Genomic DNA, 26,676 nt, shown 5'->3' on the forward strand with positions numbered 1-26,676 from the left:
AATAATAATTCGTTGGGCAGGTTTTATAGTGATTAATCCCCCCGAAAATCCATTCGGAAGTTTTATGGTTTTCAGCTAATCTAAGAAAAAACTCAGTGCCTTAGCAGATTTGGAGTCGAAGCATGAAAAAAGTCACAATTATTGGATTGGGTTGGCTGGGGTTACCATTAGCACAGGCTTTACTTTCCAAAGGTATCCAGGTAGTGGGAACCAAAACAACGCCAGATGGTATTGAGGCCGCTCGAAGTGTGGGGATTGAGTGTTACTCATTAAAACTGACACCTGAGCTAGAATGTGACGCTGATGATTTAACGCAATTGATGGAAGGTAGTGATGCGCTAGCCATTTTGTTGCCACCCTCTAAAGTGAATGTGGAACATTATGTGTCAGCGATTGAAACGCTGGTAAATAGTGCGATTACCTTTAAGGTGCCCAAAGTAATTTTTACCTCTTCGACGGCGGTGTATGGTGAGCAAAATGGTGAAATGACGGAAGGTTCTCCGTTAGAAGGCGTAACGGCTTCCGCACAGGCGTTGATTGATACCGAAAACTGGTTACATCAATTGCCAAATATCTCGGTGGATATACTGCGTTTAGCGGGGTTAGTGGGGGAAAAACGTCATGCAGGGCGTTTTTTAGCCGGCAAAACAGGGGTTAAAGGTGCCATGCAGCCTGTGAATATGGTGCATCAAGATGATGTTATTGAAGCGATTCTTGCATTACTTAACCAATCAGAGGGCGGACATCTTTATAATTTGTGCGCACCTATTCACCCAACGCGACGAGCGTTTTATACCCAAGCTGCTAAATCATTGGGGCTCGTTCCTCCTGAATTTATTGACTCATTGAATGAAGCAGAAGGAAAGTGGATTAACGGCGATCGAATTTGCCAAGAAATCGGGTTCGAATACCAATATCCAAACCCGAATAGCATGTTGATGACTATTTAATTGGGATCATCACAATTTTTTGGAACGCAGGGCGTGTGGTGAGCTGTTGGTACCAGCGCTCTAAGTTTTTAAACTCAGGGCGTTCGGTGACAATTTCGTGCCATGGGTAAAATAATGGCGCAATGGCAATATCGGCAATACCGAATTTATCACCGCTAAAATACGCCTGATGGGCTAAGGCATCATCAGCAATTTGCAGTAATTTGTTGATATTAGCATAAATGATTTTTGCTTGCTCTGGGTCTCTATCGGCTTCTGGGGCACGGACGATTTTGTTCATCATCTGTTTAATGTGATCAAACAAATTCGCGTTGCTCCAATCCATCCATTTATCGGCTGCTGCTCTTTCTTGTACATCCTTAGCCAGTAATAAGTGAGAGTGATCAAATTTTTCCGTAAGGTAACGTAAAATTGCATTTGATTCCCACAGAGCAAAGTCATCATCCTGTAGAGTTGGGATTGTGCTGTTTGGATTCATTTTTTTGTATTCAGGTGTATCAAGCCCACCAAATGGGCCACCCACATCTTTTTGATTATAAGCCACATTTAATTCTTCTAAGCACCAAAGTACTTTTTTGACATTGGAAGAATTGGCACGTCCCCAGACAGTTAACATTGCAGTCTCCTAATTGATTTTTGTCATTAGCCATATCATTAACCATAGTTAAGATAGATTAAATTCGCTTTCAGGCAAATCTTTATTTCCTATAGGTGGTCTTAGTGGAAATAAAGCCTTATATTATGATGAGTTAGCAATTTTTATCACGGCGAAGGGTTCATCGTTTAGTGATGGTGAGTAAGAAGATAGTCATTTTAAATATTTAGCATTAAGTGAAGGAATAACCGATGAGTAAAAAAATGTTGTCCCTAAAAACCCGCCGCGCTGGTATTGGGTTGAGTCTTTTGATGGCCGTTAGCACCAGTGGTTATGCGGCCGAGACACCGGTTGCTCCTCAAATCGATGCCAAAGCATATGTCCTGATGGACTACAACAGCGGGAAGATTTTAGCATCAGGAAACCCTGATGAGCGTTTAGACCCAGCCAGTTTAACCAAGATCATGACAAGTTATGTGGTGGGGCAGGCAGTGAAGGCGGGGAAAATAACCACGCAAGATATGGTAACAGTCGGGGAGGATGCATGGGCGACAGGGAATCCTGTCCTGAAAGGCTCTTCGTTGATGTTTTTGAAGCCAAAAGACCGTGTTTCGGTATTGGATTTGAACAAAGGGATTGTTATTCAATCAGGTAATGATGCCAGTATTGCTCTTGCGGACTACGTTGCAGGGAGCCAAGATTCGTTTGTGAGTTTGATGAACCAATATGTTCAACAAATTGGTTTGAAGAACACACATTTTAAAACCGTCCATGGGCTCGATTCTGAAGGGCAATTTAGTACGGCTCGCGACATGGCGTTATTAACACAAGCGATGATCCGCGATGTGCCTGATGAATATGCGCTGCATAAAGAAAAAGAATTTACCTTCAACAAAATTCGCCAGCCTAACCGTAACCGTTTGTTATGGAATCAAAATTTAAAAGTGGATGGCGTGAAAACGGGGCACACGAGCGGTGCTGGCCATAATTTAGTGGCGTCAGCAACTGAAGGGGATATGCGTTTGATTTCGGTTGTGCTTGGCGCGCCAAGTGACCGTGTACGTTTTACCGAAAGTGAAAAGTTACTGACTTGGGGTTTCCGTTTTTTCGAAACAGTCACACCAATTAAAGCAGATGCGACATTGAAAAAGCAGCGTGTCTGGTTTGGAGATAGCTCTGAAGTGGCATTAGGCGTGGCGGATGATGTGTCTGTGACTATCCCTAAAGGTCAGTTGAAAAATCTGAAAGTCGATATTCAGATGACCAATGATTCGTTAGAAGCACCATTAGCGAAAAATCAAGCCGTTGGGACGATTAACTTTATTCTTAATGATGAAGTGATTGAGCAGCACCCACTTGTGGCAAAATCAGCGGTTGAAGAAGCGGGATTCTTTGGGCGTATTTGGGATTATATTATGAAAACCATTAGTGGCTGGTGGAGTGCAATTTTTGGTTAATTAATCCGCCATGTTTGAATTACGAAAACGCCTGCAACTGCAGGCGTGAGGTTGTTGACAAAGCAGGATAAAAGCGTGGTTTTTCCTGCTTTGTGTTATCAGCCGAAAATCAATAAATTGATTTTCCTAATTTATTTTCAAAACCTATCCAACCTGCCGTCAAACCTTATCGGTTTGTCTGCAGTCTGACGCCTGCAACTGCAGGCGTTTTTTATCAGTTAGTGAATAAATTATTCACAGTGCGCGAGTTTAATTGCTAAACCGCCTTGGGAGGTTTCGCGATATTTAGCGTTAATGTCTTTACCCGTTTCATACATCGTCTCAATGACTTTATCGAGACAAACACGTGGATCACTGACGCGGCGTAATGCCATACGTGCGGCGTTAACGGCTTTAACAGAGGCAATTGCGTTACGTTCAATACAAGGCACTTGAACTTGGCCGCCAACAGGGTCGCAAGTAAGGCCGAGGTTATGCTCCATCGCAATCTCCGCGGCGATGCACACTTGCTCAGGGCTACCGCCCATTAATTCAGCAAGCCCAGCGGCCGCCATTGAACAGGCAACGCCCACTTCACCTTGACAACCGACTTCCGCCCCTGAAATGGAGGCATTCATTTTGTATAATGCACCAATCACACCAGAAACTAGGAAATAGCGGGTATAGGAGTTCTCATTCACAGGGCGAATGAATTTATCGTAATAGGCGAGTACCGCAGGAACGATACCACAAGCCCCATTTGTTGGCGCTGTCACTACACGTCCACCCGCAGCGTTCTCTTCATTGACTGCAAGGGCGTACATATTGATCCAATCAATAACTGCCATTGGGTCCATGTTGGTGCTATCCGTGGTGACAAGTTGGCGGCGTAACGCGGCTGCACGACGCGGAACACGCAGTGGACCAGGTAATAGGCCCTCCGTAGTGACCCCACGTTCAATGCCTGCTTTCATCACATCCCAAACGGAGGAAAGATATTGTTGGATTTCATCTTTGCTGCGTAATGCTAATTCATTTTGCATGACGAGCGCAGAAAGTGATAACCCCGTTTCTTTGCAATGCTTTTGTAAATCAGCTGCATATTTAAAAGGATAAGGGACTTGAACGGCATTTTCGTCGATTTTACCGAAATGTTCTTCATCAACAATAAATCCGCCGCCAATCGAGTAATAATTTTTGGTATACAGAACGTTATCACCCGCAAATGCGGTGATTGTCATGCCATTTTCATGGAGTGGTAAATTTGTGCTGTGAAAATTCATGCCGCCATCGACAGGGAAATCGACTTCATGTTGCCCTTGAGCAAGTAAAAGTTTACCTGTTTGTTCGACGTTGCGCATAAATGCAGGAATAGCGTCAATATCAATGGTATCGGGTAAGTTACCCGCAAGACCCATGATGATAGCCATATCGGTAGCATGGCCTTTACCTGTCAGGGACAGCGAGCCGTAAACGTCAACGGCTATGCGCGTTGTGTTAGTCAGTAAATTTTGCGCGATAAGGTCATCAACGAATTGTTTGCCCGCTTTCATTGGGCCGACGGTGTGAGAACTTGAAGGGCCGATACCGATTTTGAAGATATCAAATATACTAATCATATTCAGTGCTTCCTTTTGTAGAAAGTCATTGAAATCAGGTAGCTATCATTATTAATAGCTACCTGGGGCTTCAATTAGAAGAATAACTTATATGTCGCCGCAGAGATAGCGACCAGACCCATAATTACGATAAATACATTGCTGATTTTGCCTGAGTATTTACGCATTGCAGGGACTTTACTGATGGCATACATTGGCATCAAGAACAGTAAGATAGCAATAACAGGGCCACCAAGACTTTCGATGATATCCAGAACACCTGGGTTTAATGTCGCAACAATCCAAGTGGTCACTAACATAAAGATAGCGGTGCCGCGGTTTAATTTGCGAATATCGACAGTTTTGCCTTTTGCACGGTATGCACGTTCAACTAAACCATTGAAACCTTCACGAGCACCTAAATAGTGGCCTAAGAATGATTTGATAATAGCAATAAATGCGATGATTGCTGCTGCATATTTGATGAATGGCTGATCAAAATAGCCAGACAGATAGTCAAGGATACTGATGTTTTGTGCTTTTGCTTGCGCCAGGTCAGCTGAAGATAACGTAAACACACAGCTAATCACAAAGAACATGACTGTCAGAACCATCAGGATGTGTGCTGATGCTAAAATACGTGAACATTTTTGTTCTGCTTCATCGCCGTATTCTTCACGTTTTGCGACAGAGAATGCAGAGATAATTGGTGAGTGGTTAAAGGCGAATACCATGACGGGGATGGTTAACCAAATGGTGATCCAAATGCTTTGACCTCCTGTATTTTTGGTAGCTTCTGCGATGCCTTCGAAGGTTAAGGTATTCAGTACATCACCAGACCAGTGCGGGATCATATATAAAGAGAATGCAACCAGCACTGCAATGAATGGGAACACCAGCATACTCATGACTTTAACGATGTATTTTTCACCGAAAGCAACGATAGCCATAACGCCCCCGACCAGAATTAAGGCCAGTAACCAACGTGGTGGTGCACCAACACCTAATAATTCGGTTAAGAATTTATTGACGTTATTGGTGATAGAAACACCATAAACGAGCAGAATAGGATAAATAGCAAAAAAATACAGCAGAGTGATCCAGTTACCCGCGGTACGTCCAAAGTGTTCTTCAACAACTTCAGTGATATCGCCATCTTTTTTAGAACCAGAAAGAACGAAACGTGTTAAGCCACGATGAGCAAAAAATGTCATTGGGAAGGCTAGAACAAGCATCAATAGAACAGGAAGTAATCCGCTCATACCCGCATTAATAGGCAAAAACAGAACACCAGCACCGATAGCTGTACCATATAAACCCAGCATCCATACTGTGTCAGTTTTACGCCAAGCTTTACTGCTCCCTGTTTGCGAGGCTGTTTTGTCGATGGAACCAACTTTAGTTGCATCCATAATAGTCTCCAAAAATAAAAGTCAAAAAATTCATTTTAAGTAACAGCCAAAGGCGTTACTGGGTTTTAATCTTTTGGTACGAATAATCTCTTAATAAAAAGGGCTTTCTTTTACGTAACAATCTGATTGGAAATAAAACTAAAATTTGGACTAAATTCATTTTCAATCAGTTTTGTAATTTTATCAGTTATTTTTAAATCTGGTTTTTGAGGGTGTGAATTTATATTTTACCAGAACAAAATGCCGTGATCATTATCTCAAAAGAGAAATATCCCCTGAGATTGCGTAGAAACATCAGATTTTATAAAATTGTTAATGAAATTTAACTTAAGATTATTTATTGTCATGTTTTTCCTGTTTGGAAAATTCAATTCATTAAAATAAACAAGGGTAGAATAATATTCTGTGAGAAAAATATTATTATATTAATGAATATTTTTGTGTTGTTTGATTTGTAATCTATATTAATCTAATTATTGAGCTGTACTGTGATACTGCTACATAGGATGTATGGATGAGTTTGTTTAACCTATTGATAATCAACTGTTAATTTTAAATTTCAATAATGATTTAGTGAGTGATTAATTAGGCCATTTCGCCCTGATTTTAGGGGCACATATTAATTAATTTTTGTTTTTTTAGATAGTATTTAGTGCACTTTTTTTGCGTCGAAAAAAATAATTAAAAAAGGTAACAAAATATTTGTTACAGAGTTGTTTATTAATTAATTTGATAATTTAAAATTAATTTTATATAACGATAAAAAAATAAAGAGAAAGTTTGATTTGGCGCAATTTTTTAAAAGTGGAAAAGTACTGATGTTTATTGCCACCAGTACTTAAAAAGAAATGATTAAGGTTGGAACCAACCTTTGCGAATGAATGAACCAAAGATGAGATGATAGAGTTGGGTGATTGGTGCTTGGATTTTACTAATGCCAAGTGACCACAAAATTTGAGCTAAACCACAGGCAACGATAGCAAGGATAAATGCGCCTGCCATATCTAAAGGCCAGTGAACACCAAGGTAAATTCGTGACCAAGCAATCACAATGGCAGGGATCATCATCACAAGGCCAACCCAAGTCCGTAGCCAGAATAAGAAAGCAAATGCAAAGGTAAATACGATAGTGCCGTGGTTACTTGGGAATGATGGTGTTGCGTCGTGATCAGAAAAATTAGTGCCGATCCCCATCACAAATGGGCGGTCATGGGGGGCAAAATAGCCAATTAGCCATGAGATAGTAAGCCCTAACACAATGGCAATCGCCGCTTTACAGGCAAAAGCGCGTTGGCGAGTCATGTTTGGCTGGGCACCCCAAAACCAACAAGCAACTGTAAATATTGGGAAAATAAGAACTAAGCGCTTAGCAATTATATTCGCCATCGCAATCGTTCCGCTTGCAGTTTCAGGTGCGGCATTGATCAGGTTAAATAGATCAAGATTGAGTTGTTCCAGCACAGTTTCGTACCTCAGACAGAGAGTGGGTCAGTAAGACAAAGAAAAACAGAGCTTAAAGTCTCAAGCTTCACAGGTAAAGTCCCTTTGTCTTATTATTGATACTATTACGCGACAAATTTACGTGTGGTTTAAGAATTACTCAATAATTATTTCACTCATCTAAAGTTCGATTTGGCGAAAGAAGGGAAAACAAATGTGGTGGCAAAAACAGATACAGCTGAATGCGCGGGAAAGAGGATTTCATTTAATCACTGAGGAGATTTTAAGGCAAGTTCCTGAGCTCAGTTCGCTTCGTATTGGGATGATGAATATATTCATTCAACATACCTCTGCCTCATTAACGATTAATGAAAATGCGGATTATACCGTGCGAGAAGACTTTGAGAGCTTCTTCAATAAGGCAGTTCCTGAAAATGAACCTTATTATAAGCATGACTATGAGGGCAGTGATGATATGCCAGCGCACCTGAAAAGTAGCTTACTGGGTGCGAGTTTAACAATCCCAGTGACAAACGGTCGTTTAAATATGGGGACGTGGCAAGGGATTTATTTATGTGAACATCGAAATTTTGGCACAAAGCGCAAAGTAATCATTACATTGCAAGGTGAGGTCGATGGCTAGAAATAGGCAATAAAAAACCCGATAGCATTAAAACAGAGAGTTGGCTATCGGGCTCCTCAATATGGGGACATCAAAGAAAAGCAGTGGCATAAATTAAGACTCCATCTAAAAAGGAAAGTTCTCTTGTTGATGAAAAAAAATGCAATTTGGGGTGGGATTTGACTTAAATAGCACAAAAAGAACAAGCAAAGCATATTTCAGCCTAAGTAGTGAGATGTTTTGCTTGTTAATAATCGAAAATTAGAGGGGGTAACTATTTGTAAAGATTTAAATTTTCTTTTGCGTAAGCTTCAAAATCAGTGCAACCACCGATGTGCTTCTCATCAATGAAAATTTGTGGGACAGTTTCCACAGGTTTACCAACAGTTTTAGACAAATCTTCTTTTGAAATACCTTCTGCTTGGATATCGACATAGCGGTAGTCAAAATCTTCACGTTCGTTTTTCAGTTTTTCTGCCAGTTCTTTCGCACGAACACAGTATGGGCAGCCAGGGCGACCAAAAATAACAGTATACATAGTATCTCCTTTTTATCTCAAACTCAGATTCGAGTCACAATGCTCAATACTATGCCTATATAAATTATGAAATAAAAGTCGAATTTTCCTTTTATAGCTATAGGTATGTCATATAATTCGTGAAGTAAAATGCCAAATCACAGTGAAATGGGGGTTGAATGAACAATAAACCACAATCAAAGAGAACCATGCGTTCATTAGCAGACATGCCAAAACCTATCTTAGTCTTAGAAGGTGTTGGGATAATCCTCTTGATTTTAATCTTACTCACGCTGAATGATTATATTGTTTTGCCTGAGCCACTTATGCACCAAGGGGCGATAGTGACCATTATTATGGTTGCGATTGGGTGTTTGGTCCCTGCAATGATTAATATTGTGTGGCGAGCTATTCATGGGTTAACTTTTTTAGGTATAGATAATAAGCAGTCAGAAAACCCGAGGAATAAAAAAAATAATATTCAAAATGATAAACAGGATGAAAAGCCCGAATAGCCGTGGTTTTGCTGGCATTTTTCTTGGTGATGTGTGAAAATTACCCGCTTTGCGCTGGGGATGTCATTCTCTAGCAAACTGTTTTTGCATTATTATTTTTGAGTTGAAGAAGGTTACTGCCCATGGATTCTATTCGTTACCCTGACATTGCACAATTACGTGAATGGTTAGAACAACTCAAAACGTCTTATTTCGAGTGCGACTCTTGTGCTGCGCTGCATTTACCTCATATGCAAAATATTGAGGGAATTTTTGATGCAAAACTCGATATCGTCAATAATGTGTTGGTATTGTCCGCATTAGCGGAGCTAAAACCCACCGCGATAATTACATTAGTTGCTAATATTAGCCAAATTAACGCGAGTTCATTGACGGCAAAAGTTTTTCTCGAAATAAATGATGAAAACCTGCCAAAGCTAGTGGTTAGCCAGTCATTTTCATTAGAGGCTGGGATGACCTATCGCCAATTCTGCCATTTCCTTCAGCAAGCAGAAGACCAAATTTCAGCGATTGTCTTTGAGATCTTTAGTAATAATTTACTGTATGCAGCTCAAGATGAGTTTAGTGAAGAAGAGGATAATGGCGAGGATGAATCCGAACTTACCCCAGATGATAAACCCGCTATTATTATTCATTAAGTTTTAATTATGCATTGTGAAAAATATATTGCGGGTGAATGCCGTTCTTGCCAATGGTTAGAATTCTCACCTGAGCAACAAATCACCCAAAAGCAGCAGCAACTTTCCGCGTTATTGCCGACAATCGACCCTGCTATTTTTGCCCCACCCGTGACAGGGCCTCAAATAGGTTTTCGTAATAAAGCCAAAATGGTGGTGAGTGGAAGTGTAGAAAGGCCGATTTTTGGTATTATTGGGAAAGATGGCGCAGGTGTCGACTTAACTGGCTGCCCATTATATCCCACTGCATTTTCTGAAGTTTTCAGCGTACTCACACCGTTTATTGCAAAGGCAGGGCTCACACCTTATAACATTGAGCGCAGGCGTGGTGAGCTTAAGCACGTGTTGCTAACACAAAGTTGGCACACAGGGCAGTTTATGCTGCGTTTTGTGCTACGCTCAGAGAAAAAACTGGAACAGCTCAAGAATGCTTTACCTTGGTTGCAAGCGCAATTACCACAACTTGGGGTGATCACAGCAAATATTCAGCCAGTGCATATGGCAATACTTGAAGGCGATGAGGAGATTTTCTTAACGGAGCAACACACGCTGCGTGAAGAGTTTAACCAAGTGCCTTTATTTATTCGCCCACAAAGTTTTTTCCAAACGAATCCTGTTGTCGCAGCTAAATTATACCAAACAGCAAGGGCGTGGGTTAACGCATTAGATATTCATAGTATGTGGGATCTGTTTTGTGGTGTAGGTGGCTTTGGATTGCACTGCGCTGAAAAAGATACGCGTTTAACAGGCATTGAAATCAGCGCCCCTGCCATTGCTAGCGCACAACAATCAGCAGATGAAATTGGATTAAAAAATGTTGAGTTTAAAGCCCTTGATTCAACGCATTTTGCCACCGCACATCAAGATATCCCTCAGCTTATTTTAGTTAATCCGCCACGAAGAGGAATTGGTAAGGCATTATGTGATTACCTTTCTCATATGCAGCCCAAATATATCCTTTATTCAAGCTGCAATGCACAGACTATGGCGCAAGATTTACAATTGCTGTCGGGTTATCAAGTGTGTAGGGTGCAGCTGTTTGATTTATTTCCACACACGGCTCATTTTGAAGTACTGACATTGCTAAAGCGAAAGAATAATTAAAAACGAATTTATGAAAAAAAAGCTTGGTGTTTAGCCAAGCTTTTTCTTTAACGTATTGAATTAAGTATTAATTTCGGTGTTCGAAAGCAAGTGCTTTGCGTTCGATTAAACGCATTAGAATGGTTAAGATGGCATTAACCACTAAATAAATAATCCCAGCCGCAACAAACGCCATCACATCCCATGTCTGACCAAATACTTGGCTACTGTAACCCATGATGTCTAACATGGTGATCGTACTGGCCAGAGAGGTACTTTTAAACACTAACACCACTTCATTGGAATAAGAGGATAAAGAGCGTTTAAAGGCGTAAGGCAGGATAATGCGCATAGTTTGCACTTTACTCATCCCCAATGCTTGGCATGACTGCCATTGCCCTGATGGAATCGCTTTTACGGCACCGTGGAACAGTAAAGTTGAATAAGCGGCACTGTTTAACGCTAATGCAATCATTGCACAGAACCAAGGTGTTGAAATTAGCTCCCAAAATAGAGGATAGTTTTGCAACGACTTAAACTGGCTCGGGCCATTATAGATTAGGAAAAACTGCACTAATAATGGCGTTCCTGTAAAGATGGTGATATACACCTTCACAATTTGCGAAATGACTTTGGTTTTCAGGGATAAAATTAACGTAAATAATCCCGCTAACAGAAAAGCCACAAGTAACGCACTGAACGTCAGTGATAAACTGGTTGGTAGCCCTGGTAGAATTTTTAGGATCATGTCAATCATTTGGATTCACCTCGTTCAAAGCGCGTAGTTCGCAATTCAATACGCTTTAATACCTGTTGGCTAATCAATGTAATGACAAGGTAAATCAGACCGACGATAACGTACCAAGTAAAAGGTTCGCCAGTACGGTTAACAATAGTTTTTGTCTGTAACATCAAATCGTTCACGCTGATTAAAGACACTAACGCGGTATCTTTTAGCAGAACTAACCATTGGTTCCCTAACCCTGGCAGGGCATGGCGCCACATTTGCGGCATAATAAAACGAAAGAAAATCGTGCGTTTTTTGAGGCCGAGTGCAAAACCTGCTTCCCACTGGCCATAAGGCACTGCTTTGAGTGCGCCTCTTAACGTTTGTGAAGCATAAGAGGCATACAATAGGGCGAGGGCAATGACACCACAAACGAACGGCGTGTAGTCAAATTCGCCGCTATCGGCAAAGAAGATGCTAGGATCAATTTGCACTGTGGTTTGCCAAAAACCGAGGTTAATATCAAACCCATCCCCGAGTAGGTTGATAAGCTGTAATGTCCCAAAATAGACGAATAGGACGACCAGCAGTTCAGGTAACCCACGGATTAGCGTCACCCAGCACGTGCCTAAAAAGGCAATTGGCTTAAAGCGGACAGACTCCCATGCGGTAAATAGCATGGCAAGAATTAAACCCAAGATTAGGGCAGAAACAGCAAGGCCGACGGTGATACCGGCGGCACTTGTTAAAAATAGAAGGTTGTTCATTAATTATATCGATTACTGTTGAAACCATTTTTTGTGGATAGCATCATAAGTGCCGTCAGCTTTAACTTCTGCTAAGGCTTTATTCATTTTATCCAACAACTCTTTATTTCCTTTACGCACTGCGATACCTAAACCGATACCGAAGTATTGTGGATCGGTAACTTTCTCACCCACAGCGGCTAAGTTTTCGTTGCCTTTGGTTTTTAACCATTCGTCAGCAACGGCAGTGTCACCGAATACAGCATCAATACGGCCATTTTGCAGGTCTAAAACCGCAGATTGGTAGTTATCATAAGGCACAGTGGTCATGCCTTTATGTTGTTCCATGATATATTTTTGGTGTGTGGTTCCGTTTTGGACGCCGATTCTTTTGTCTTTCAGCTGGTCAACGGAGCTAATTTTTTCTTTCACTGCAATAAATTCTGCAGAGTTAGGGTAATAAGTTTCGGTGAAGTCTACTTGTTGTTGACGCTCAGGGGTAATGTCGATACCTGCCATTAATGCTTCAAAACGACGAAATTTCAGGCTGGGAATTAAGCTATCGAAAGATTGGTGAGTAAATGTACAGCTCGCATTCATTTTTTCACACATCGCATTAGCTAAATCAACGTCAAAACCGACGATTTGATTGTTTTTATCAAACATTTCAAACGGCGCGTAAGTTGCTTCAGTTGCAAAACGAATGGTTTCTTTTTCCGCAGCAGTTGCCGATAGGGCTACAGCGCCCAGCAGCGCAGCTAATATAATTTTTTTCATTGCTTAATCCTATATCTATTAATGTGACAGATAATTTGCAAAGGCGTCAGTTTGAGGTGCTGAGAAACGACTAGCATCTCCCTGTTCTACGATATGGCCGTTTTCCATATACACCACACGGCTAGCGGTTTTGCGAGCAATCTCCACTTCGTGAGTGACGATCACTTGCGTAATACCTGTCGCAGACAATTCACGAATAATATCGACAACTTGAGCCGTAATTTCTGGGTCAAGCGCTGCGGTTGGTTCATCAAATAATAGAACCTTAGGTTCCATCATGAGTGCCCGTGCAATCGCCACACGTTGTTGTTGACCACCTGATAAATGCAGTGGGTAACGGTCTGCAAATTGAGATAAACGTAAACGGTCTAAAAGCTTAGCGGCTTTTGCATGTGCTTCTTGCTTCGATAATTTTAATACACGGCATGGGGCTTCAATTAAGTTGTCCATCACACTAAGATGCGGCCATAAATTATATTGTTGGAATACCATGCCAACATTTTGGCGTAAGTCACGAATAGACTTTGCATCTGGTGTCGATGAAAAATCAAATTGCTGCCCAGCAATATTCAAATGACCTGAACGTGGCATCTCTAATAAATTGAGAACACGTAATAGCGAACTTTTACCTGCACCACTTGGCCCGAGTAATACCATAGTCTCACCAGCAGAGCACTCTAGATTGATATCAAAGAGTGCCTGATGGGAACCATAGAAACAGTTGATGTTTTTTAATTGAATGCTCATGCTTACCAATAATATCCTTTTTAACTACCAGCGATATTAATCCTGTAAGCATATTTATGCAATAATTTCTGCATAAAAAATTGGTTTTTACACTGAAATTAGTCAGATTTTTCGGTTGGATGATCTGTTTGCTGTTGTTTGGCGAGTTGTTTATCTCGTTCAAACGCGAGGTCGCTAATGCGTTTTGCCATTCCTTTAAAGATAAAAAGATGGGCTGGCATCATAGCAAACCAATAGAGTAGACCGCAAAAACCCGCAGGGTGCCACCAAGCGCGCACATCTATAGAGCGTCGGCTGCCGCTATCGTGGATAGTAAAGGTTAAACGCCCCAGCCCAGGGGCTTTCATACCAAACAGTAAACTGAGTTGTTTGTTCGGCTCAAGGTTAATCACTCGCCAGCCATCAACTTCATCGCCAAGTTGCAAGTATTCTCTGTCGGGGCGACCATATTTGACTTTATTCAACATCATGTCATCCATGATGGCACGGGTTTTCCATAGGCCATTGGCGTAGAAATAACCATCTTTGCCCCCAATTTGTTGTATGGTATGCCATAGCGATTCTGAGCTCGCTGTTGTGCCAAGGGTTGACCCCGCTTGTTTGGGATAATAGCCATAGCCTGGGCGCCAGCGTTTTCTTACTTCAGGGTCATAACCCCAATCAGCATTGTCTATCGCATCTGCTTCCTCAGCTAATGTGGTTCTTACTGCATCATCAAAGGAAATTAGCGTTTGTGGAATAAGCTCTCGTAGTGCTTTATCGTTAGCGGGAAGGTCGTGTTGTAGTCCTTGAATCAGCTCTTTTGCAATAGTCGGTGGCACCGAGGTAATCAAGCTAATAAAATGCACCGAAATCATGCTAATAGGAATAGGAATCGGGATCAGCAAGCGGCGTTTACCACTAACTTTGATAAATCGTTTGAATAGTTCTTGATAGCTAATAAACTCAGGACCGCCTGCATCAAATATGCGGTTTTCATTTGTTGGTGTTTTGGCGAGCTGAGTTAAGTAATATAGGATATTCGACAATGCAATAGGCGATGATTTAGAGCGTACCCAGCGCGGAGGCGTTAGAATCGCTAAGTTGTACACCATATCCCGCATAATTTCGAAGGCTGCAGAACCAGACCCAACAATAATTGAAGAGCGAATCTCAGTAACAGGAATATTGCTTTCACGCAGGATGTCCCCAGTTAAGCGCCTGGCTATCAGGTGCGGGGAATAGGTGTGGCCATGTTGTAATGCGCTGAGATAAATAACGTGTTTAACATCTGAACCTTCGAGAGCTTGTTGAACATTACGCGCAGCGCTACGCTCACGCTCAATAAGATTAGCTTGGTCAGCCATGCTGTGCACAAGGAAATAGACAATGTCGATTTCCTTCATGACATCTTTTAAAGTCTCAGGATCATGTAAGTCAACAAAGATACAGCGAGTATCTTGCCAGCCTTGAGAAAGCATCCAATCAACACGACGTGCAGCCGCAGTAACGTCATAACCTTGTTCAATCAGTTGGGGGATAAGATTTTGCCCAATATAGCCGCTAGCGCCCAACACTAAAACACGTTGTTTTTCTGTCATGTTAATTTCCTGTTTCACGCAAATTAACGGCTATTGTGACTGAAATTTTACCTATGTAAAGAAGGCCATAAGAATTGGCGTAATAAGACTCAGTACGAAGCCATGAACAATCGCGGCAGGCACAATCGAAACACCGCCACTGCGTTGCAAAACAGGAAGGGTGAAGTCCATGGATGTTGAGCCACAAATGCCCAATGCCGTTGAACGGTAGCGATTGATAATGATAGGGATCAACATGATCGCGGCTAGCTCGCGGGCTAGGTCATTAAAAAAGGCGGCGCTCCCCATCACAGGGCCATAGGCATCAGTTAACACGATCCCTGTGAGTGAATACCAACCAAAGCCCGATGCGAGAGCTAGCCCCATTTTAACGGGTAAGCCCAGTAATAATGCCGCCAGCGCTCCTCCCGCTAATGCACTGATTCCCATCACAAAGGCAATGGTTGTCCCGCGGCGATTAATTAAAATTTGTTTAATGCTCATTCCGCTGTTGCGTAATTGAATGCCGACTAATAATAGCAGGAGCATTAGAGCAATTTGGCTACCCTTATCCGCATAATGCAGAAAATCAAAACCTGTTAAGCCCACTATAAAGCCTAAAAGCAGGACGCCACACAATTGTAGAGATTCAAGCACCATTTTAATGCGTGACGGCGGTTTTTCTTGCTTATGTTGTGGAATTTTCCACGGATCTAACTTATCGAGTAATAACAGTGAGATAATATTAAGTGAAAAAATACAAGCAAAGAAGGTAATGGCGTAAATGAGAATAGAAAAGAGGTGTTCACTTAAGTTTTCAAGCAGTGCGAGGGTGATCCCCATTAAAAATAAAATCACATACACCATTGAATTTAATGATTGATGCACACGGTGAAGAATTTGTTTGTTTTTAATAGGAATAAGATAACCGAGAGTTAACGGTAGAAGAATAATTAAGAGTCCTGAATACATCGCCGCATCCTTAGTGGTTATCCCATCAATATAATCAATGAGTTATATTTGTTTTTTTATTTTCGTTATGTGAAATTTAACTCGCCGTGCTAATGCATTTTTTTTCGATAAAATTTTATTATTGGTGACTGAGTGAAAAATAGGTCAAAAATACTAAAAAAGAAAGTTTTACTATTTTATAACACTGCTATTGCTAGCTCAACTCAGTTGGCAATTTTGTCACAAAGATTTTTTATTTTGCAGACATACTTATAGTAAAACCATGGGTTAATCGATAAGCTCTAAATGTGCGTTTTGTCAGCACCATTATTGATAATTTGAATGCAAATTGACGAGTTCAGAGTATATTAAAGAAAATATGACAAGGAGTGAGATATGTATCTGGAACGTGTTGAGATATACGGATTTAGAGGGATCAACCGCCTTTCCTTAGAGCTCAATAACAGTACTGTTTTGATCGGGGAAAACTCATGGGGTAAATCCAGTCTTCTTGATGCGCTCGATTTGCTTCTCTCACCAGAACATCAAGATTACCAATTTAATCTGCACGATTTTCATCACCCCACAGGGGACAACGCTTCCCGTTATCGGTCATTGCAAATTGTTTTAAAATTTTGTGAAAGGCATAAAGGCCGCCACCAATCTTATCGTTTTCATAATCTTAGCTCAGTTTGGGTTGATAATGGTGATGATCTAAAACATATTTTTTATCGAGTGAGTGCTGAGCTGCGAGATGACAATACGATTGCGGTGGATAAAAGCTTTTTAAATTCAGGGGGAAATAAGCTTTCTCTGGACAATGTGGGTAAGTATATCAAAGAGATTATTCGATTATACCCTGTTATTCGCCTGCGTGATGCGCGTTTTTTACAAACCCTCAACCCTGAAACCATCGTCGTTGGTGAAAAAGAGTTTCGTGATGCATTTAATATACGTATCAAAGAATTAACCAGTGCTCTAGTGAATAATCCAGAACGTTTAAGTGATGATGAATTAAGTGACGGTGTAGACGCCATGCAGCAGTTATTAAGTCACTATTTTTCAGGGCAAAGTGCCCATATGATCAAGCTTAATGACAATATGGTGAATATTGAGCCGCGCAAGCAAGGCTGGAAAGCGTTGGATAACATCAGCCGTTTGATTGCAAAACCTAATCAACGAAATATTCGTTTGATTATCTTGGGGATGTTTTCTTCTTTATTACAATCCAAAGGCAATATTCATTTAGATAAACACGCCCGCCCGCTCATTATTGTTGAAGACCCCGAAACTCGCCTGCATCCGATTATGCTGTCGATTGCATGGGGATTACTAAGCTTGTTTGCGCTGCAACGGATTACCACGACAAATTCAGGGGAGTTACTTTCTCAAGCTCCCCTTGAAGACTTATGTCGTTTAGTACGTGATACTAATAAAGTTTCTGCTTATCGTTTAACGCCAAATGATCTCAGTACAGAAGAATTGCGAAAAATTTCGTTTCATATTCGTTTTAATCGACCATCATCATTATTTGCACGTTGTTGGTTATTAGTTGAAGGCGAAACAGAGATTTGGCTAATGAGTGAATTTGCTCGCCAATGTCACTACTATTTTGAAACCGAAGGAATTAAAGTTATTGCGTTTGCACAAAGTGGCTTGAAACCACTATTAAAATTTGCCAATAAAATGGGAATTGAATGGCATGTTTTAACCGATGGCGACGAGGCAGGGCGTAAATATGCTGCAACTGCGACCCACTATGCGAATAAGATCAATTCACCCGATAGGGATCGCTTAACCATGCTCACTGCGCCAGATATGGAACATTTCCTATATCGTGAGGGGTTTAAAAGCCTTTATCATGAAATTGCTGACATACCAGAAAATGCACGGGTGTCGACACGCCGTGTGATTATTAAAGCGATTTCTCGAACGTCAAAGCCTGACTTAGCGTTGGCTACGGTGAACCGTTCTGCAGAACTAGGCCCTGATAGCATTCCATTACAGCTAAAAAGTATGTTTTCTCGGGTAGCATGGTTAGCGAGGGGGAAAGCGTATTGATAACGAAAGTGAATATATTGTTGATTGAATATTTATAGATAGCGGGTGTTTATCTATAGTATGTTTAATTAAACGATAACTTAAGTGATATAGCATAGTATTTAGAAGGGGGCGTCGCCCTCTTTTTAATGATAGGAAGTGAAGAGTGATGAAGGTAAAACCGAAAAAAAAGTGGCCGATTTATTTGGTGATCCTGATTGTTGTCGTTAGCGCTGCTGCCTTTCTCTTTAAAGGTGAGAAAGAAGAGGTTTTCCAAACCGTTGACGTGACGCGTGGTGACTTAGATAAACAAGTTCTCGCGACGGGCAAGTTAGATGCTGTACGTAAAGTTGATGTGGGTGCTCAGGTTAGCGGGCAGTTACAAACCTTATATGTTAAAGAGGGTGACTACGTTAAAAAAGGCGATTTACTGGCGGTTATCGACCCGAAAAAAGCACAAAATGATGTCACTGAGTCTGAAGCGACCACACGTGAACTTGAGGCTAATTTATCGTTAGCACAAGCAGAATTGAAACTGGCGCAACTGACTTACCAACGCCACTTGAGCTTAGCCAAATTGCAGGCTGTCGCGCAACAAGAACTGGACAAAGCCAGAACTGATGTGGATGTAAAAAAAGCACAGGTAGCGACTTATCAAGCTCAAATTAAACGCAACCAGGCCACACTAGATACGGCAAAAACCAACTTAAAATATACGCAAATCACCGCGCCGATGGACGGCATTGTCACGTTTATCAAAACGTTACAAGGGCAAACCGTGATTGCAGCGCAAGAAGCACCAACGATTTTAACATTAGCAGATTTAGACACTATGTTGGTTAAAGCGGAAGTGTCTGAAGCGGATGTGATTTATTTAGAACCAGGCCAAGAGGCTTCATTTACGGTACTCGGTGCGCCAGACAAAAAATTCTCAGGTCAATTGAAAGATATCTTGCCAACCCCTGAGAAAATCAATGATGCTATTTTCTATTATGCGCGCTTTGAAGTCCCTAATCCTCAGCATCTCCTAAAATTACAGATGACTGCACAGGTCAAAATCGATCTCGATTCACGTAAAGATGTGCTGATATTACCCCTTTCTGCGTTAGGGGATGAAGTTTCACCGCAGGTTTATGATGTGGAAGTGCTAGAAGGGCAAAAAGCAGAGAAAAAACAGATTGAAATTGGTAGTCGCAATGATGTGTCAGTCGAAGTGGTTAAAGGACTGAATGAAGGTGATAAAGTGATTATTGGGCACAGTGGTTCGGAGAGTTAAGATGGCCACACTCATTGAGCTCCAGGGGATCACTCGCCGTTATGGTGAAGGTGAAAATGAGGTTACTGTCTTAAAAAACGTTTCTTTGCAAATAAATGCAGGTGAAATGGTTGCGATTATCGGTGCTTCAGGTTCAGGTAAATCCACCCTGATGAATATCATTGGTTGCCTCGATAAGCCATCATCTGGAGAGTACCATATTGATGGGCAAAATATGGCGTTGCTAGACAACGACCAACTCGCAGAGCTTCGCCGTGAACACTTTGGTTTTATTTTCCAACGCTACCACTTATTAAACCACCTTAGTTCTGAGCAAAACGTTGAAATCCCTGCTGTATATGCAGGTTCTGGAAAAGCGGAGCGGCGCGAACGCGCGACGCAATTACTTCAGCGCTTAGGGCTTGGCGAGCGGGTTAATTACCGGCCGAGCCAATTGTCTGGTGGGCAACAGCAACGAGTCAGTATTGCGCGTGCATTAATGAATGGAGGGCAAGTTATTCTTGCCGATGAGCCTACGGGGGCCTTAGATAGCCATTCAGGTGAAGAGGTGATGAAGATCCTTAAAGACCTTTGTGCTCAAGGCCATACGGTGATTATCGTTACTCACGATCCATCCGTCGCACAACAAGCTGAACGTATTGTCGAAATCAAAGATGGCGAAATTATTCGAGATTCAGGTTCAAAAAATAGTAAATTAGCCAAACCGTTATCAAAAGCCCCTACAAGGAAACTATCCCTTGGGCAGATTTATGGTCGATTTAGCGAAGCATTGTTGATGGCTTGGCGTGCCATGGTGGTCAATAAAATGCGTACCTTGTTGACCATGCTAGGGATTATTATCGGGATTGCTTCAGTGGTTTCTATTATGGTCATCGGCGATGCTGCCCAAGGTATGGTACTTAATGATATCAAGTCGATTGGTACCAATACGATTTCAATTTATCCTGGCACTGATTTTGGAAGTGATGATGCACAAAATCGACAATCTTTAAAAGCCTCGGATATTGATGCTCTTGCTAAGCAGCCTTATGTTCACGCGATTTCAGGCCAGATAAATGGTTCCGCACGTTTAAGGAAAGGGAATTTAGATGCATCTGCACAGTTAACAGGAATTGGCCGCGATTATTTTAATGTGTATGCTTCAAAATTTTCAGAGGGCATGAATTTTACGCAAGACATGGCGAATAGGCGTGCTCAAGTGGTCATTATTGATGAGAACACGAAACGGCGTTTTTTCCCAAAACAAGCTAATGTAGTAGGGGAAACCTTGCTCATCGGTAATATGCCAGCGACAGTAATTGGGGTGTTGGAAGACCAGAAATCAGTATTTGGCTCCAGTAAATCGTTGTCTGTTTGGCTCCCTGATACCACGATGAACAGCAAGATTTTAAATCGACCTTATTATGACAGCATTACGGTGCGCGTTAAGGATGGGTATGACGCCAAAAACGTCGAGCAGCAACTGACGCGTTTATTAACGTTACGCCACGGTAAAAAAGATGTTTTCACCTATAACCTTGATACTTTTGTAAAAACAGCGGAAAAAACCACCCAAACCATGCAACTGTTTTTAACCTTAGTGGCGGTGATTTCGCTGGTGGTCGGGGGGATTGGTGTGATGAATATCATGTTAGTGTCGGTGACAGAAAGAACTCGCGAAATTGGTATTCGTATGGCAGTTGGTGCGAGAACCAGTGATGTAATGCAGCAGTTCCTCATTGAGGCGGTATTGGTGTGTTTAATGGGGGGCTTGATGGGAATTGCACTTTCTTATGGGATCAGCTTACTGGCGCAAATGGCGCTACCTGGTTGGACGTTCGCGTTTGATCCTGTCGCGCTTATTAGTGCGTTTGTCTGCTCAACCGCGATTGGGGTTATTTTCGGCTTCTTGCCCGCACGCAGCGCCGCACGTTTAAACCCAATTGATGCATTAGCAAGAGAGTGATTTGTTAATATATATTCTCCTGTGTAGCTCAGTGACTACAAAGGAGAATAAAGTAAGGTTAACGAAGCCGATAAAATATTTTCCCTAAAGAATTTATACAAATTTTTGCTGATGTTAATAAAGGAACTTTATTTATCGAGTTAGTGATTAACGCTATAGTTGAATGAATGTCACACAAGGTCGAATAAATGGTAAAAGTATCCCCCTCCTTTTTTAGTTTCATTGTCAATTTATTATTACCTTGAGAATACTCATCAAAAGTGAGTTTGGTACTTTTATCTAAATCGATGCTTACTTTACTCTCAGTAAGCTGTTTTTTGATTTCAGATTGTAGCTCTGCATTGTTGATTTTCGGTAATTTCATTTTTTTTGAGTGTGTTCGTGTTTTTTGTAGTTTCCGTATATAACCAATAGTTACATCAGTCTCTTTTTTTTGTGTAAAAGCAATAGGAAGTGTATTTTTGAGGCTTATAATTTGTTTTAAAAAATCAATAAATTCATTTGTATTAGATGATTGTATTAACCCATAATTTGGTTCAAAAAAACTAAAAAGGTATCTTTGTTTTTGTGGGTAATATTTCCCGCAAATTGCCATTGCATGATTATTTGAACTGTAAATTATAGCAACATCTTGTTTTTTAATGTTTTTTTCAGTAATTAGTTTCTCTAATTGTTTAAAGGAGATACTCTCCCAACTAGGTTCTACATTAATAGAGGACAAAGGAGAACAACGATTATCAATTGTCAATCCTGAATTTAAGTTAAATAGTGCTGTCTCACTTGCATAATGTAACATGCAATATGCATATATCTCTTTAATAAAGGACTGCATTTCATTTAGAGTGATATCTTTATCTTTTTTAATCTTATCATATAGGCTTTGTTCTGCTTTATATTTCCTTGGAGTAGGTGTTTCATTACCAAATCTTATTTTGTTATATAGGTCATAGGTGATGTCTTTTTCTATTTTAATATTAGGATTAAAACAGGGTTCTATATTCTTAGAATATATATTTTTGTTATTTTCTTCTAAGCATTGAATGATATATTCAATGTTTGTTATTCCTTTAGGTTTTTGTACTGTGTTAATGGTATAATAACTATTATATAGGTCATTATAGCCGTTATATTGGTATTGATTTATCTGTACATCAAAAATATCAGTACAACGTTCAGCTAACAAATTTGAAATGCATTTTAAGTAAGCTTTTTCTACACATTTGTTGACTTCTTTATAAGCGGATGTTGATGGTATAAAGGGATTTAAGCAATTTTTGAGCTGGTGTAGAGATTCAGCCCCCAGTCCGTCCATCTCATAAGCCGCGAATATGTGTGATAAACCTTGGCAAGCACCATTTTTACATGCATATGTAATATTGGCGATGTTTTTGAGTTGTTGGGCAAGTTTGCTTATTAGGGGGTCATTCTTAAATACATAGTTCAATAGGTCATTCTGACAAAATTTAATAGGGTAGTTTATTTCAGCTGGCATGTTATGTTTCCGATGTTAACTATTTATAGCAGCCTACCAACTCAACTATCCCCATTTCTTTCATAAATCATTTATTCCTACTAAAGCTAAATTTTTTTTCTAATCGTATAACTTCGGACTAGGACACTCCAAATTGGAGTGATTGCTGCTACCTAGAAGGAAATTACTGCTACCTAGAAGGAAATTACTGCTAAAGAATAGTCCTATTTTATGGAACTGAGTTCCTCACTCCAATTCTGCTAATTAAACACGTAATTTTTAACCTATTCATTTATCGATAAAATTTTTTATTAGTGTGGTATTTCCTCGCTCCGTGAAATATTCCATAATAAAAAAGTTATCTGAAAAGATAAATTCTGCTTGCGATTCGATATCGATCATGGATATTATTTGCATGTAGAATAAATGAAACCTAGTTCCATATAATGGAACAAACAATTAAAGCCAGTAAAAACTAAGCAAAGACAACCACACAGCAGGTGCAAAATGGCGAATAAAGCAGGTGAAGATTATTCTTTGGCTCGAGTACCCCAAAGTGCTCGTAGACCGTTCTATGAAGTGTTAATTCTACGAATTGGCGCACTCGCTTGTGTTTCACAAGTGATGTTAGGTGCAGCCCTCGGTTACGGGTTAACTTTTTGGCAGGCGTTTTGGGCGACCATCCTTGGCTCTGTAATTTTACAGGTAGTCAGTTGGGGGCTTGGAGCAGCTGCATGCCGCGAAGGAATGTCAATCAGTCTACTGTCAAGGTGGTCTGGTTTTGGAAAGTTAGGTTCAGCTCTTATTGGTGGCGCGATTGCCATCTCCTTGATGGGCTGGTTTGGCGTCCAAAATGGTTTCTTTGCGGATGGAATGTATAAAGCGACTAATGTGCTAACACCAGGGACTTGGTCACTTATTACAGGTATTGCGGTGACGATTATTACGGTATATGGGTATCGATTTTTATCTATTACCGCCAATATTTCAACGCCGCTCTTTTTATTCGCGTTAGGCTGGGCAACGTATAATTTATTATCAGGTCAGGATCTTGGTGCGCTTATCAATGATACTGCCCCTGCTGGGCCTTTAATGACAATGCCTGCGGCAATTACTATGGTTGCAGGTGGTTTTATTATTTCAGCGGTTACCACACCAGATATTAGCCGCTTTATGAAAAAACCGAAGGATGTATTTTGGATGACGTTAATCGGTACATTTTTTGGTGAACTTTTAGTTAATATGATAGCGGTGCTGATGGCTCTGGCATTACGTACCAGCCAAGTATTTGACTTGATGATGGCATTAACGGGCTTATTAGGTGCATCGATTGTTATCTTTGCCACTATAAAAATGAATGACATCAACCTGTATTCATCATCACTCGGGTTTTCAACGCTGCTTAACGCTATCTTTAATAAGCGTTTTGACCGTCGCTATTTAACATGGGTAATTGGTGTTTTCGGTACGATTGCCTCCATGTTAGGTATTTTAGACAATTTTATTAGTTTCTTGATTTACTTAGGCATTGCTATCCCACCAGTCGCTGGGATCATGGTTGTTGACTATTACATCTTAAAACGCGATCGCAAAGAGCTTGATATCACCCGCGAACAAGGTGTGCTGCCATCTAGCTGTGAAGCTTATAACCCTGTGACACTCGTTGTGTGGTTGTTAGCTGTTATTGTGGGGTGGGGAACATCAGAATTAGGTCCATTCCATGCCGATTATGGCATTCCTGCACTTAACTCTTTAATTACAGGTGCGCTGGCTTATTGGATTGGCATGCGCTGGCAAGCGAAAGCAAAAGGTGTCGATACGGTGCATTTTCGCAAAGTGGCTCACTTAGATTAAGGAAAGTGCGATGTCAGGTAGCAAGGTCAAAGTTGCCCTTGCTCAGTTTGATTCTGAACTGGGGAATAAACAAGGTAACTTGCAGCGTATGGCGCTGTTATGTGAACAAGCGGCAGAGTCTGGGGCGAAACTGATTTGTTTTCCAGAGCTTGCCACAACAGGTTATCGCGGTGATTTGTTAAATACGAAGCTGTGGGATCTCAGCGATTCTACTGGAAGCGAAACATATCGTTTATTTAGCGAGCTTGCGACACGCTTGAATATCACTATCGTGAGTGGTTTTGTGGAACGAGGTGACTACCTTGGGGATATCTATAACGCGGTTGGCGTGTGGAACCCAGGGTGTGAAGGTATCAGCGGTGTGTTTCGTAAAGTACATGCTTTTGGTATTGAGAAACAATGGTTTAGTCGTGGTGATAGCTTCCCTGTATTTGATACGCCAATTGGCAAAATTGGCATCATGATTTGCTATGACATGGGGTTTCCTGAGGTTGCGCGTATTTTGACCCTTCATGGCGCAGAGCTGCTAATCGCACCTTCTGCTTGGTGTGTACAAGATAAAGACATGTGGGACATTAATACGGCATCCCGTTCTTTGGAAAATGGTGCACATTTACTGGCCGTTAACCGTTGGGGTCATGAAGGGGATTTACACTTATTTGGTGGTAGCAAAGTGTTAGGCCCTCGTGGGCAAGTGCTTTGTGAAGCCACATGTGATGGTGAAGCGTTGTTAATTGGCGAAATTGATTTTGTTTTACAAGCCCATACACGTTTAACCATTCCATATTTACGTGATAGAAAGCCTCAAGATTATGGCATTCTTACTCAAGGTTTTGATTCATGAGCATTTTAAATAGCGTCGTTGATGTTTATCAATTATTTCTACGCTCAGGTAATGAGCTTACCGTTACGACGTTAGTTAATGAATTAGGCATGCCGAAAAGTTCTGCTTCTCGCTTACTAAAGCAAATGTCAGAACTGGGGCTGTTAGAAAAGAAGAATAATGCTCCCATTTATCGGCCAGGGTTATTAATCATGGAGTTGGCTCACCGTGCGCGTGGGATGAACCCATTGATAGATATGACGTTAGAAGCCCTTGATGAGTTGACGAAAGATACTGGGTTTACCAGCTATGTTTCGGCGCTCGATGATGAAATGGTAAGGGTTGTCCATGCACGCTTCGGTAATAGCATGTTGCAGGTGATCACACAGCCTGGTACACGTTTGCCAATTCTTGGAACTTCAACGGGGCGGGCTCTGTTAGCGCGCTTACCGTTGCAGGAAAGAGCAAACATTATCGGCCGAGAAGATAAAGAATTACAAGTGAAGTTAACAGAACAGATGAATCTGATCAATGAACGTGGTTGGGAATTTTCAATTAACGAGTCTGTTGCAGGTGTTGCCTCGGTTTCGAGTACCGTGTTTGATCCATCGCTGAACACGTTATATGCATTATGTCTAAGTTTGCCAGAAACCCAAATGAATGAACAGGTTATGGCGCAACTTTCAACTAACCTATGCCGTAAGGCCTCTTACCTTGGTTGTATGGTTGGAGATCCTTATTGGTTACAAAGAAGTACCAGCAAATAGCGTTATGTCATGTAGTAAAAGTAAGTAGTAAAGGTAAGTAGTAAAAGTAAGTAGCACACCATAAGTAGTTTATATTATTAGTATTTTATTTTAAGTGCGTGAATACGCCTTCATCAGGAAAAATAAGGCTTTTTTAACAGTTAAGCCT

General features: G+C 41.0%; 24 protein-coding genes. 12 read left to right on the forward strand and 12 right to left on the reverse strand.

What is annotated here, in order from left to right:
* Nucleotides 1-122: 122 nt before the first annotated feature.
* Entirely contained in the window at nucleotides 123-950 is an 828-nt protein-coding gene (locus PSF27_RS00540) for an SDR family oxidoreductase (protein ID WP_272680649.1), read from the forward strand.
* Here PSF27_RS00540 and PSF27_RS00545 read toward each other — a convergent pair.
* Complete coding sequence (locus tag PSF27_RS00545) at nucleotides 943-1,566, reverse strand: glutathione S-transferase family protein (protein ID WP_272680650.1); 624 nt, start codon at nucleotides 1,564-1,566, stop codon at nucleotides 943-945. The genes PSF27_RS00540 and PSF27_RS00545 overlap by 8 nt on opposite strands.
* Before the next feature lie 230 nt (nucleotides 1,567-1,796).
* Here PSF27_RS00545 and PSF27_RS00550 point away from each other — a divergent pair, with 230 nt between their 5' ends.
* Nucleotides 1,797-3,002, forward strand: a complete 1,206-nt coding sequence (locus PSF27_RS00550) for a serine hydrolase (RefSeq protein WP_206085417.1) — start codon at nucleotides 1,797-1,799, stop codon at nucleotides 3,000-3,002.
* Between the two features lie 230 nt (nucleotides 3,003-3,232).
* Here the strand turns inward: PSF27_RS00550 and PSF27_RS00555 are convergent, their stop codons facing one another.
* The 3 genes from PSF27_RS00555 to ybjG all read right to left on the reverse strand — a co-directional run bounded on the left by PSF27_RS00555 (nucleotide 3,233) and on the right by ybjG (nucleotide 7,452).
* The gene (locus PSF27_RS00555; RefSeq protein ID WP_272680651.1) at nucleotides 3,233-4,600 is read right to left on the reverse strand and encodes an L-serine ammonia-lyase; all 1,368 of its coding nucleotides are present in this window, start codon (nucleotides 4,598-4,600) and stop codon (nucleotides 3,233-3,235) included.
* Between the two features lie 74 nt (nucleotides 4,601-4,674).
* Nucleotides 4,675-5,991, reverse strand: a complete 1,317-nt coding sequence (locus PSF27_RS00560; RefSeq protein ID WP_206085419.1) for a serine/threonine transporter — start codon at nucleotides 5,989-5,991, stop codon at nucleotides 4,675-4,677.
* An 852-nt stretch (nucleotides 5,992-6,843) separates the two neighbouring features.
* Nucleotides 6,844-7,452, reverse strand: a complete 609-nt coding sequence (ybjG, locus tag PSF27_RS00565) for an undecaprenyl-diphosphate phosphatase (protein ID WP_272680652.1) — start codon at nucleotides 7,450-7,452, stop codon at nucleotides 6,844-6,846.
* 193 nt (nucleotides 7,453-7,645) lie between these two features.
* On the opposite strand from ybjG, the gene PSF27_RS00570 reads away from it, so the two are divergent.
* Nucleotides 7,646-8,074 (forward strand): secondary thiamine-phosphate synthase enzyme YjbQ, encoded by a 429-nt coding sequence (locus PSF27_RS00570; RefSeq protein WP_272680653.1) that lies wholly within the window; start codon nucleotides 7,646-7,648, stop codon nucleotides 8,072-8,074.
* 253 nt (nucleotides 8,075-8,327) lie between these two features.
* Here the strand turns inward: PSF27_RS00570 and PSF27_RS00575 are convergent, their stop codons facing one another.
* Nucleotides 8,328-8,591, reverse strand: coding sequence for a GrxA family glutaredoxin (locus tag PSF27_RS00575; RefSeq protein WP_047756603.1), 264 nt, complete (start codon nucleotides 8,589-8,591; stop codon nucleotides 8,328-8,330).
* Nucleotides 8,592-8,749: 158 nt separating this feature from the next.
* Between PSF27_RS00575 and PSF27_RS00580 the strand changes: the two genes are divergently transcribed.
* The 3 genes from PSF27_RS00580 (at nucleotide 8,750) to rlmC (ending at nucleotide 10,866) form a co-directional block, all read left to right on the forward strand.
* Complete coding sequence (locus tag PSF27_RS00580) at nucleotides 8,750-9,085, forward strand: YbjC family protein (protein WP_206085422.1); 336 nt, start codon at nucleotides 8,750-8,752, stop codon at nucleotides 9,083-9,085.
* A gap of 122 nt (nucleotides 9,086-9,207) precedes the next feature.
* Complete coding sequence (locus PSF27_RS00585) at nucleotides 9,208-9,723, forward strand: YbjN domain-containing protein (RefSeq protein WP_206085423.1); 516 nt, start codon at nucleotides 9,208-9,210, stop codon at nucleotides 9,721-9,723.
* 9 nt (nucleotides 9,724-9,732) lie between these two features.
* A complete protein-coding gene (gene rlmC / locus PSF27_RS00590; protein ID WP_272538782.1) occupies nucleotides 9,733-10,866 on the forward strand; it encodes a 23S rRNA (uracil(747)-C(5))-methyltransferase RlmC in 1,134 nt (377 codons plus the stop codon).
* Nucleotides 10,867-10,933: 67 nt separating this feature from the next.
* Here rlmC and artM read toward each other — a convergent pair whose 3' ends face one another.
* The 6 genes from artM to PSF27_RS00620 all read right to left on the reverse strand — a co-directional run bounded on the left by artM (nucleotide 10,934) and on the right by PSF27_RS00620 (nucleotide 16,373).
* On the reverse strand, nucleotides 10,934-11,602 hold the full coding sequence (artM, locus tag PSF27_RS00595) for an arginine ABC transporter permease ArtM (RefSeq protein ID WP_206085425.1): 669 nt from the start codon (nucleotides 11,600-11,602) through the stop codon (nucleotides 10,934-10,936).
* Nucleotides 11,599-12,339, reverse strand: a complete 741-nt coding sequence (artQ, locus tag PSF27_RS00600) for an arginine ABC transporter permease ArtQ (RefSeq protein ID WP_047756239.1) — start codon at nucleotides 12,337-12,339, stop codon at nucleotides 11,599-11,601. Before artQ ends, artM begins: the two co-directional genes overlap by 4 nt.
* A gap of 12 nt (nucleotides 12,340-12,351) precedes the next feature.
* Nucleotides 12,352-13,095 (reverse strand): arginine ABC transporter substrate-binding protein, encoded by a 744-nt coding sequence (gene artJ / locus PSF27_RS00605; protein WP_272680654.1) that lies wholly within the window; start codon nucleotides 13,093-13,095, stop codon nucleotides 12,352-12,354.
* An 18-nt stretch (nucleotides 13,096-13,113) separates the two neighbouring features.
* Nucleotides 13,114-13,842, reverse strand: a complete 729-nt coding sequence (artP, locus tag PSF27_RS00610) for an arginine ABC transporter ATP-binding protein ArtP (RefSeq protein ID WP_206085427.1) — start codon at nucleotides 13,840-13,842, stop codon at nucleotides 13,114-13,116.
* Nucleotides 13,843-13,940: 98 nt separating this feature from the next.
* A complete protein-coding gene (locus PSF27_RS00615) occupies nucleotides 13,941-15,422 on the reverse strand; it encodes a DUF2867 domain-containing protein (protein WP_206085428.1) in 1,482 nt (493 codons plus the stop codon).
* 51 nt (nucleotides 15,423-15,473) lie between these two features.
* Nucleotides 15,474-16,373, reverse strand: coding sequence for a lysine exporter LysO family protein (locus tag PSF27_RS00620; protein WP_206085429.1), 900 nt, complete (start codon nucleotides 16,371-16,373; stop codon nucleotides 15,474-15,476).
* Nucleotides 16,374-16,748: 375 nt separating this feature from the next.
* Between PSF27_RS00620 and PSF27_RS00625 the strand changes: the two genes are divergently transcribed.
* The 3 genes from PSF27_RS00625 (at nucleotide 16,749) to macB (ending at nucleotide 21,613) form a co-directional block, all read left to right on the forward strand.
* Nucleotides 16,749-18,413 (forward strand): ATP-dependent nuclease, encoded by a 1,665-nt coding sequence (locus PSF27_RS00625; RefSeq protein WP_206085430.1) that lies wholly within the window; start codon nucleotides 16,749-16,751, stop codon nucleotides 18,411-18,413.
* A gap of 148 nt (nucleotides 18,414-18,561) precedes the next feature.
* Complete coding sequence (macA, locus tag PSF27_RS00630; RefSeq protein ID WP_272680665.1) at nucleotides 18,562-19,668, forward strand: macrolide transporter subunit MacA; 1,107 nt, start codon at nucleotides 18,562-18,564, stop codon at nucleotides 19,666-19,668.
* Between the two features lies 1 nt (nucleotide 19,669).
* Nucleotides 19,670-21,613 carry a macrolide ABC transporter ATP-binding protein/permease MacB gene (gene macB / locus PSF27_RS00635; RefSeq protein WP_272680655.1) on the forward strand — a complete coding sequence of 648 codons (1,944 nt, stop codon included), beginning with the start codon at nucleotides 19,670-19,672 and terminating at the stop codon, nucleotides 21,611-21,613.
* Nucleotides 21,614-21,671: 58 nt separating this feature from the next.
* Here macB and PSF27_RS00640 read toward each other — a convergent pair whose 3' ends face one another.
* Complete coding sequence (locus tag PSF27_RS00640) at nucleotides 21,672-23,105, reverse strand: hypothetical protein (protein WP_272680656.1); 1,434 nt, start codon at nucleotides 23,103-23,105, stop codon at nucleotides 21,672-21,674.
* Between the two features lie 486 nt (nucleotides 23,106-23,591).
* Between PSF27_RS00640 and PSF27_RS00645 the strand changes: the two genes are divergently transcribed.
* The 3 genes from PSF27_RS00645 to PSF27_RS00655 are packed head-to-tail and all read left to right on the forward strand — an operon-like array spanning nucleotide 23,592 to nucleotide 26,528.
* Nucleotides 23,592-24,938, forward strand: a complete 1,347-nt coding sequence (locus tag PSF27_RS00645) for a purine-cytosine permease family protein (protein ID WP_206085434.1) — start codon at nucleotides 23,592-23,594, stop codon at nucleotides 24,936-24,938.
* A 10-nt stretch (nucleotides 24,939-24,948) separates the two neighbouring features.
* The gene (locus tag PSF27_RS00650) at nucleotides 24,949-25,782 is read left to right on the forward strand and encodes a nitrilase-related carbon-nitrogen hydrolase (RefSeq protein ID WP_206085435.1); all 834 of its coding nucleotides are present in this window, start codon (nucleotides 24,949-24,951) and stop codon (nucleotides 25,780-25,782) included.
* Nucleotides 25,779-26,528 (forward strand): IclR family transcriptional regulator, encoded by a 750-nt coding sequence (locus PSF27_RS00655; RefSeq protein WP_206085436.1) that lies wholly within the window; start codon nucleotides 25,779-25,781, stop codon nucleotides 26,526-26,528. The genes PSF27_RS00650 and PSF27_RS00655 overlap by 4 nt, the downstream gene beginning before the upstream one ends.
* Nucleotides 26,529-26,676 lie beyond the last annotated feature (148 nt).

It is taken from the genome of Providencia sp. PROV129 (assembly GCF_028482245.1).
Classification (GTDB): domain Bacteria; phylum Pseudomonadota; class Gammaproteobacteria; order Enterobacterales; family Enterobacteriaceae; genus Providencia; species Providencia vermicola.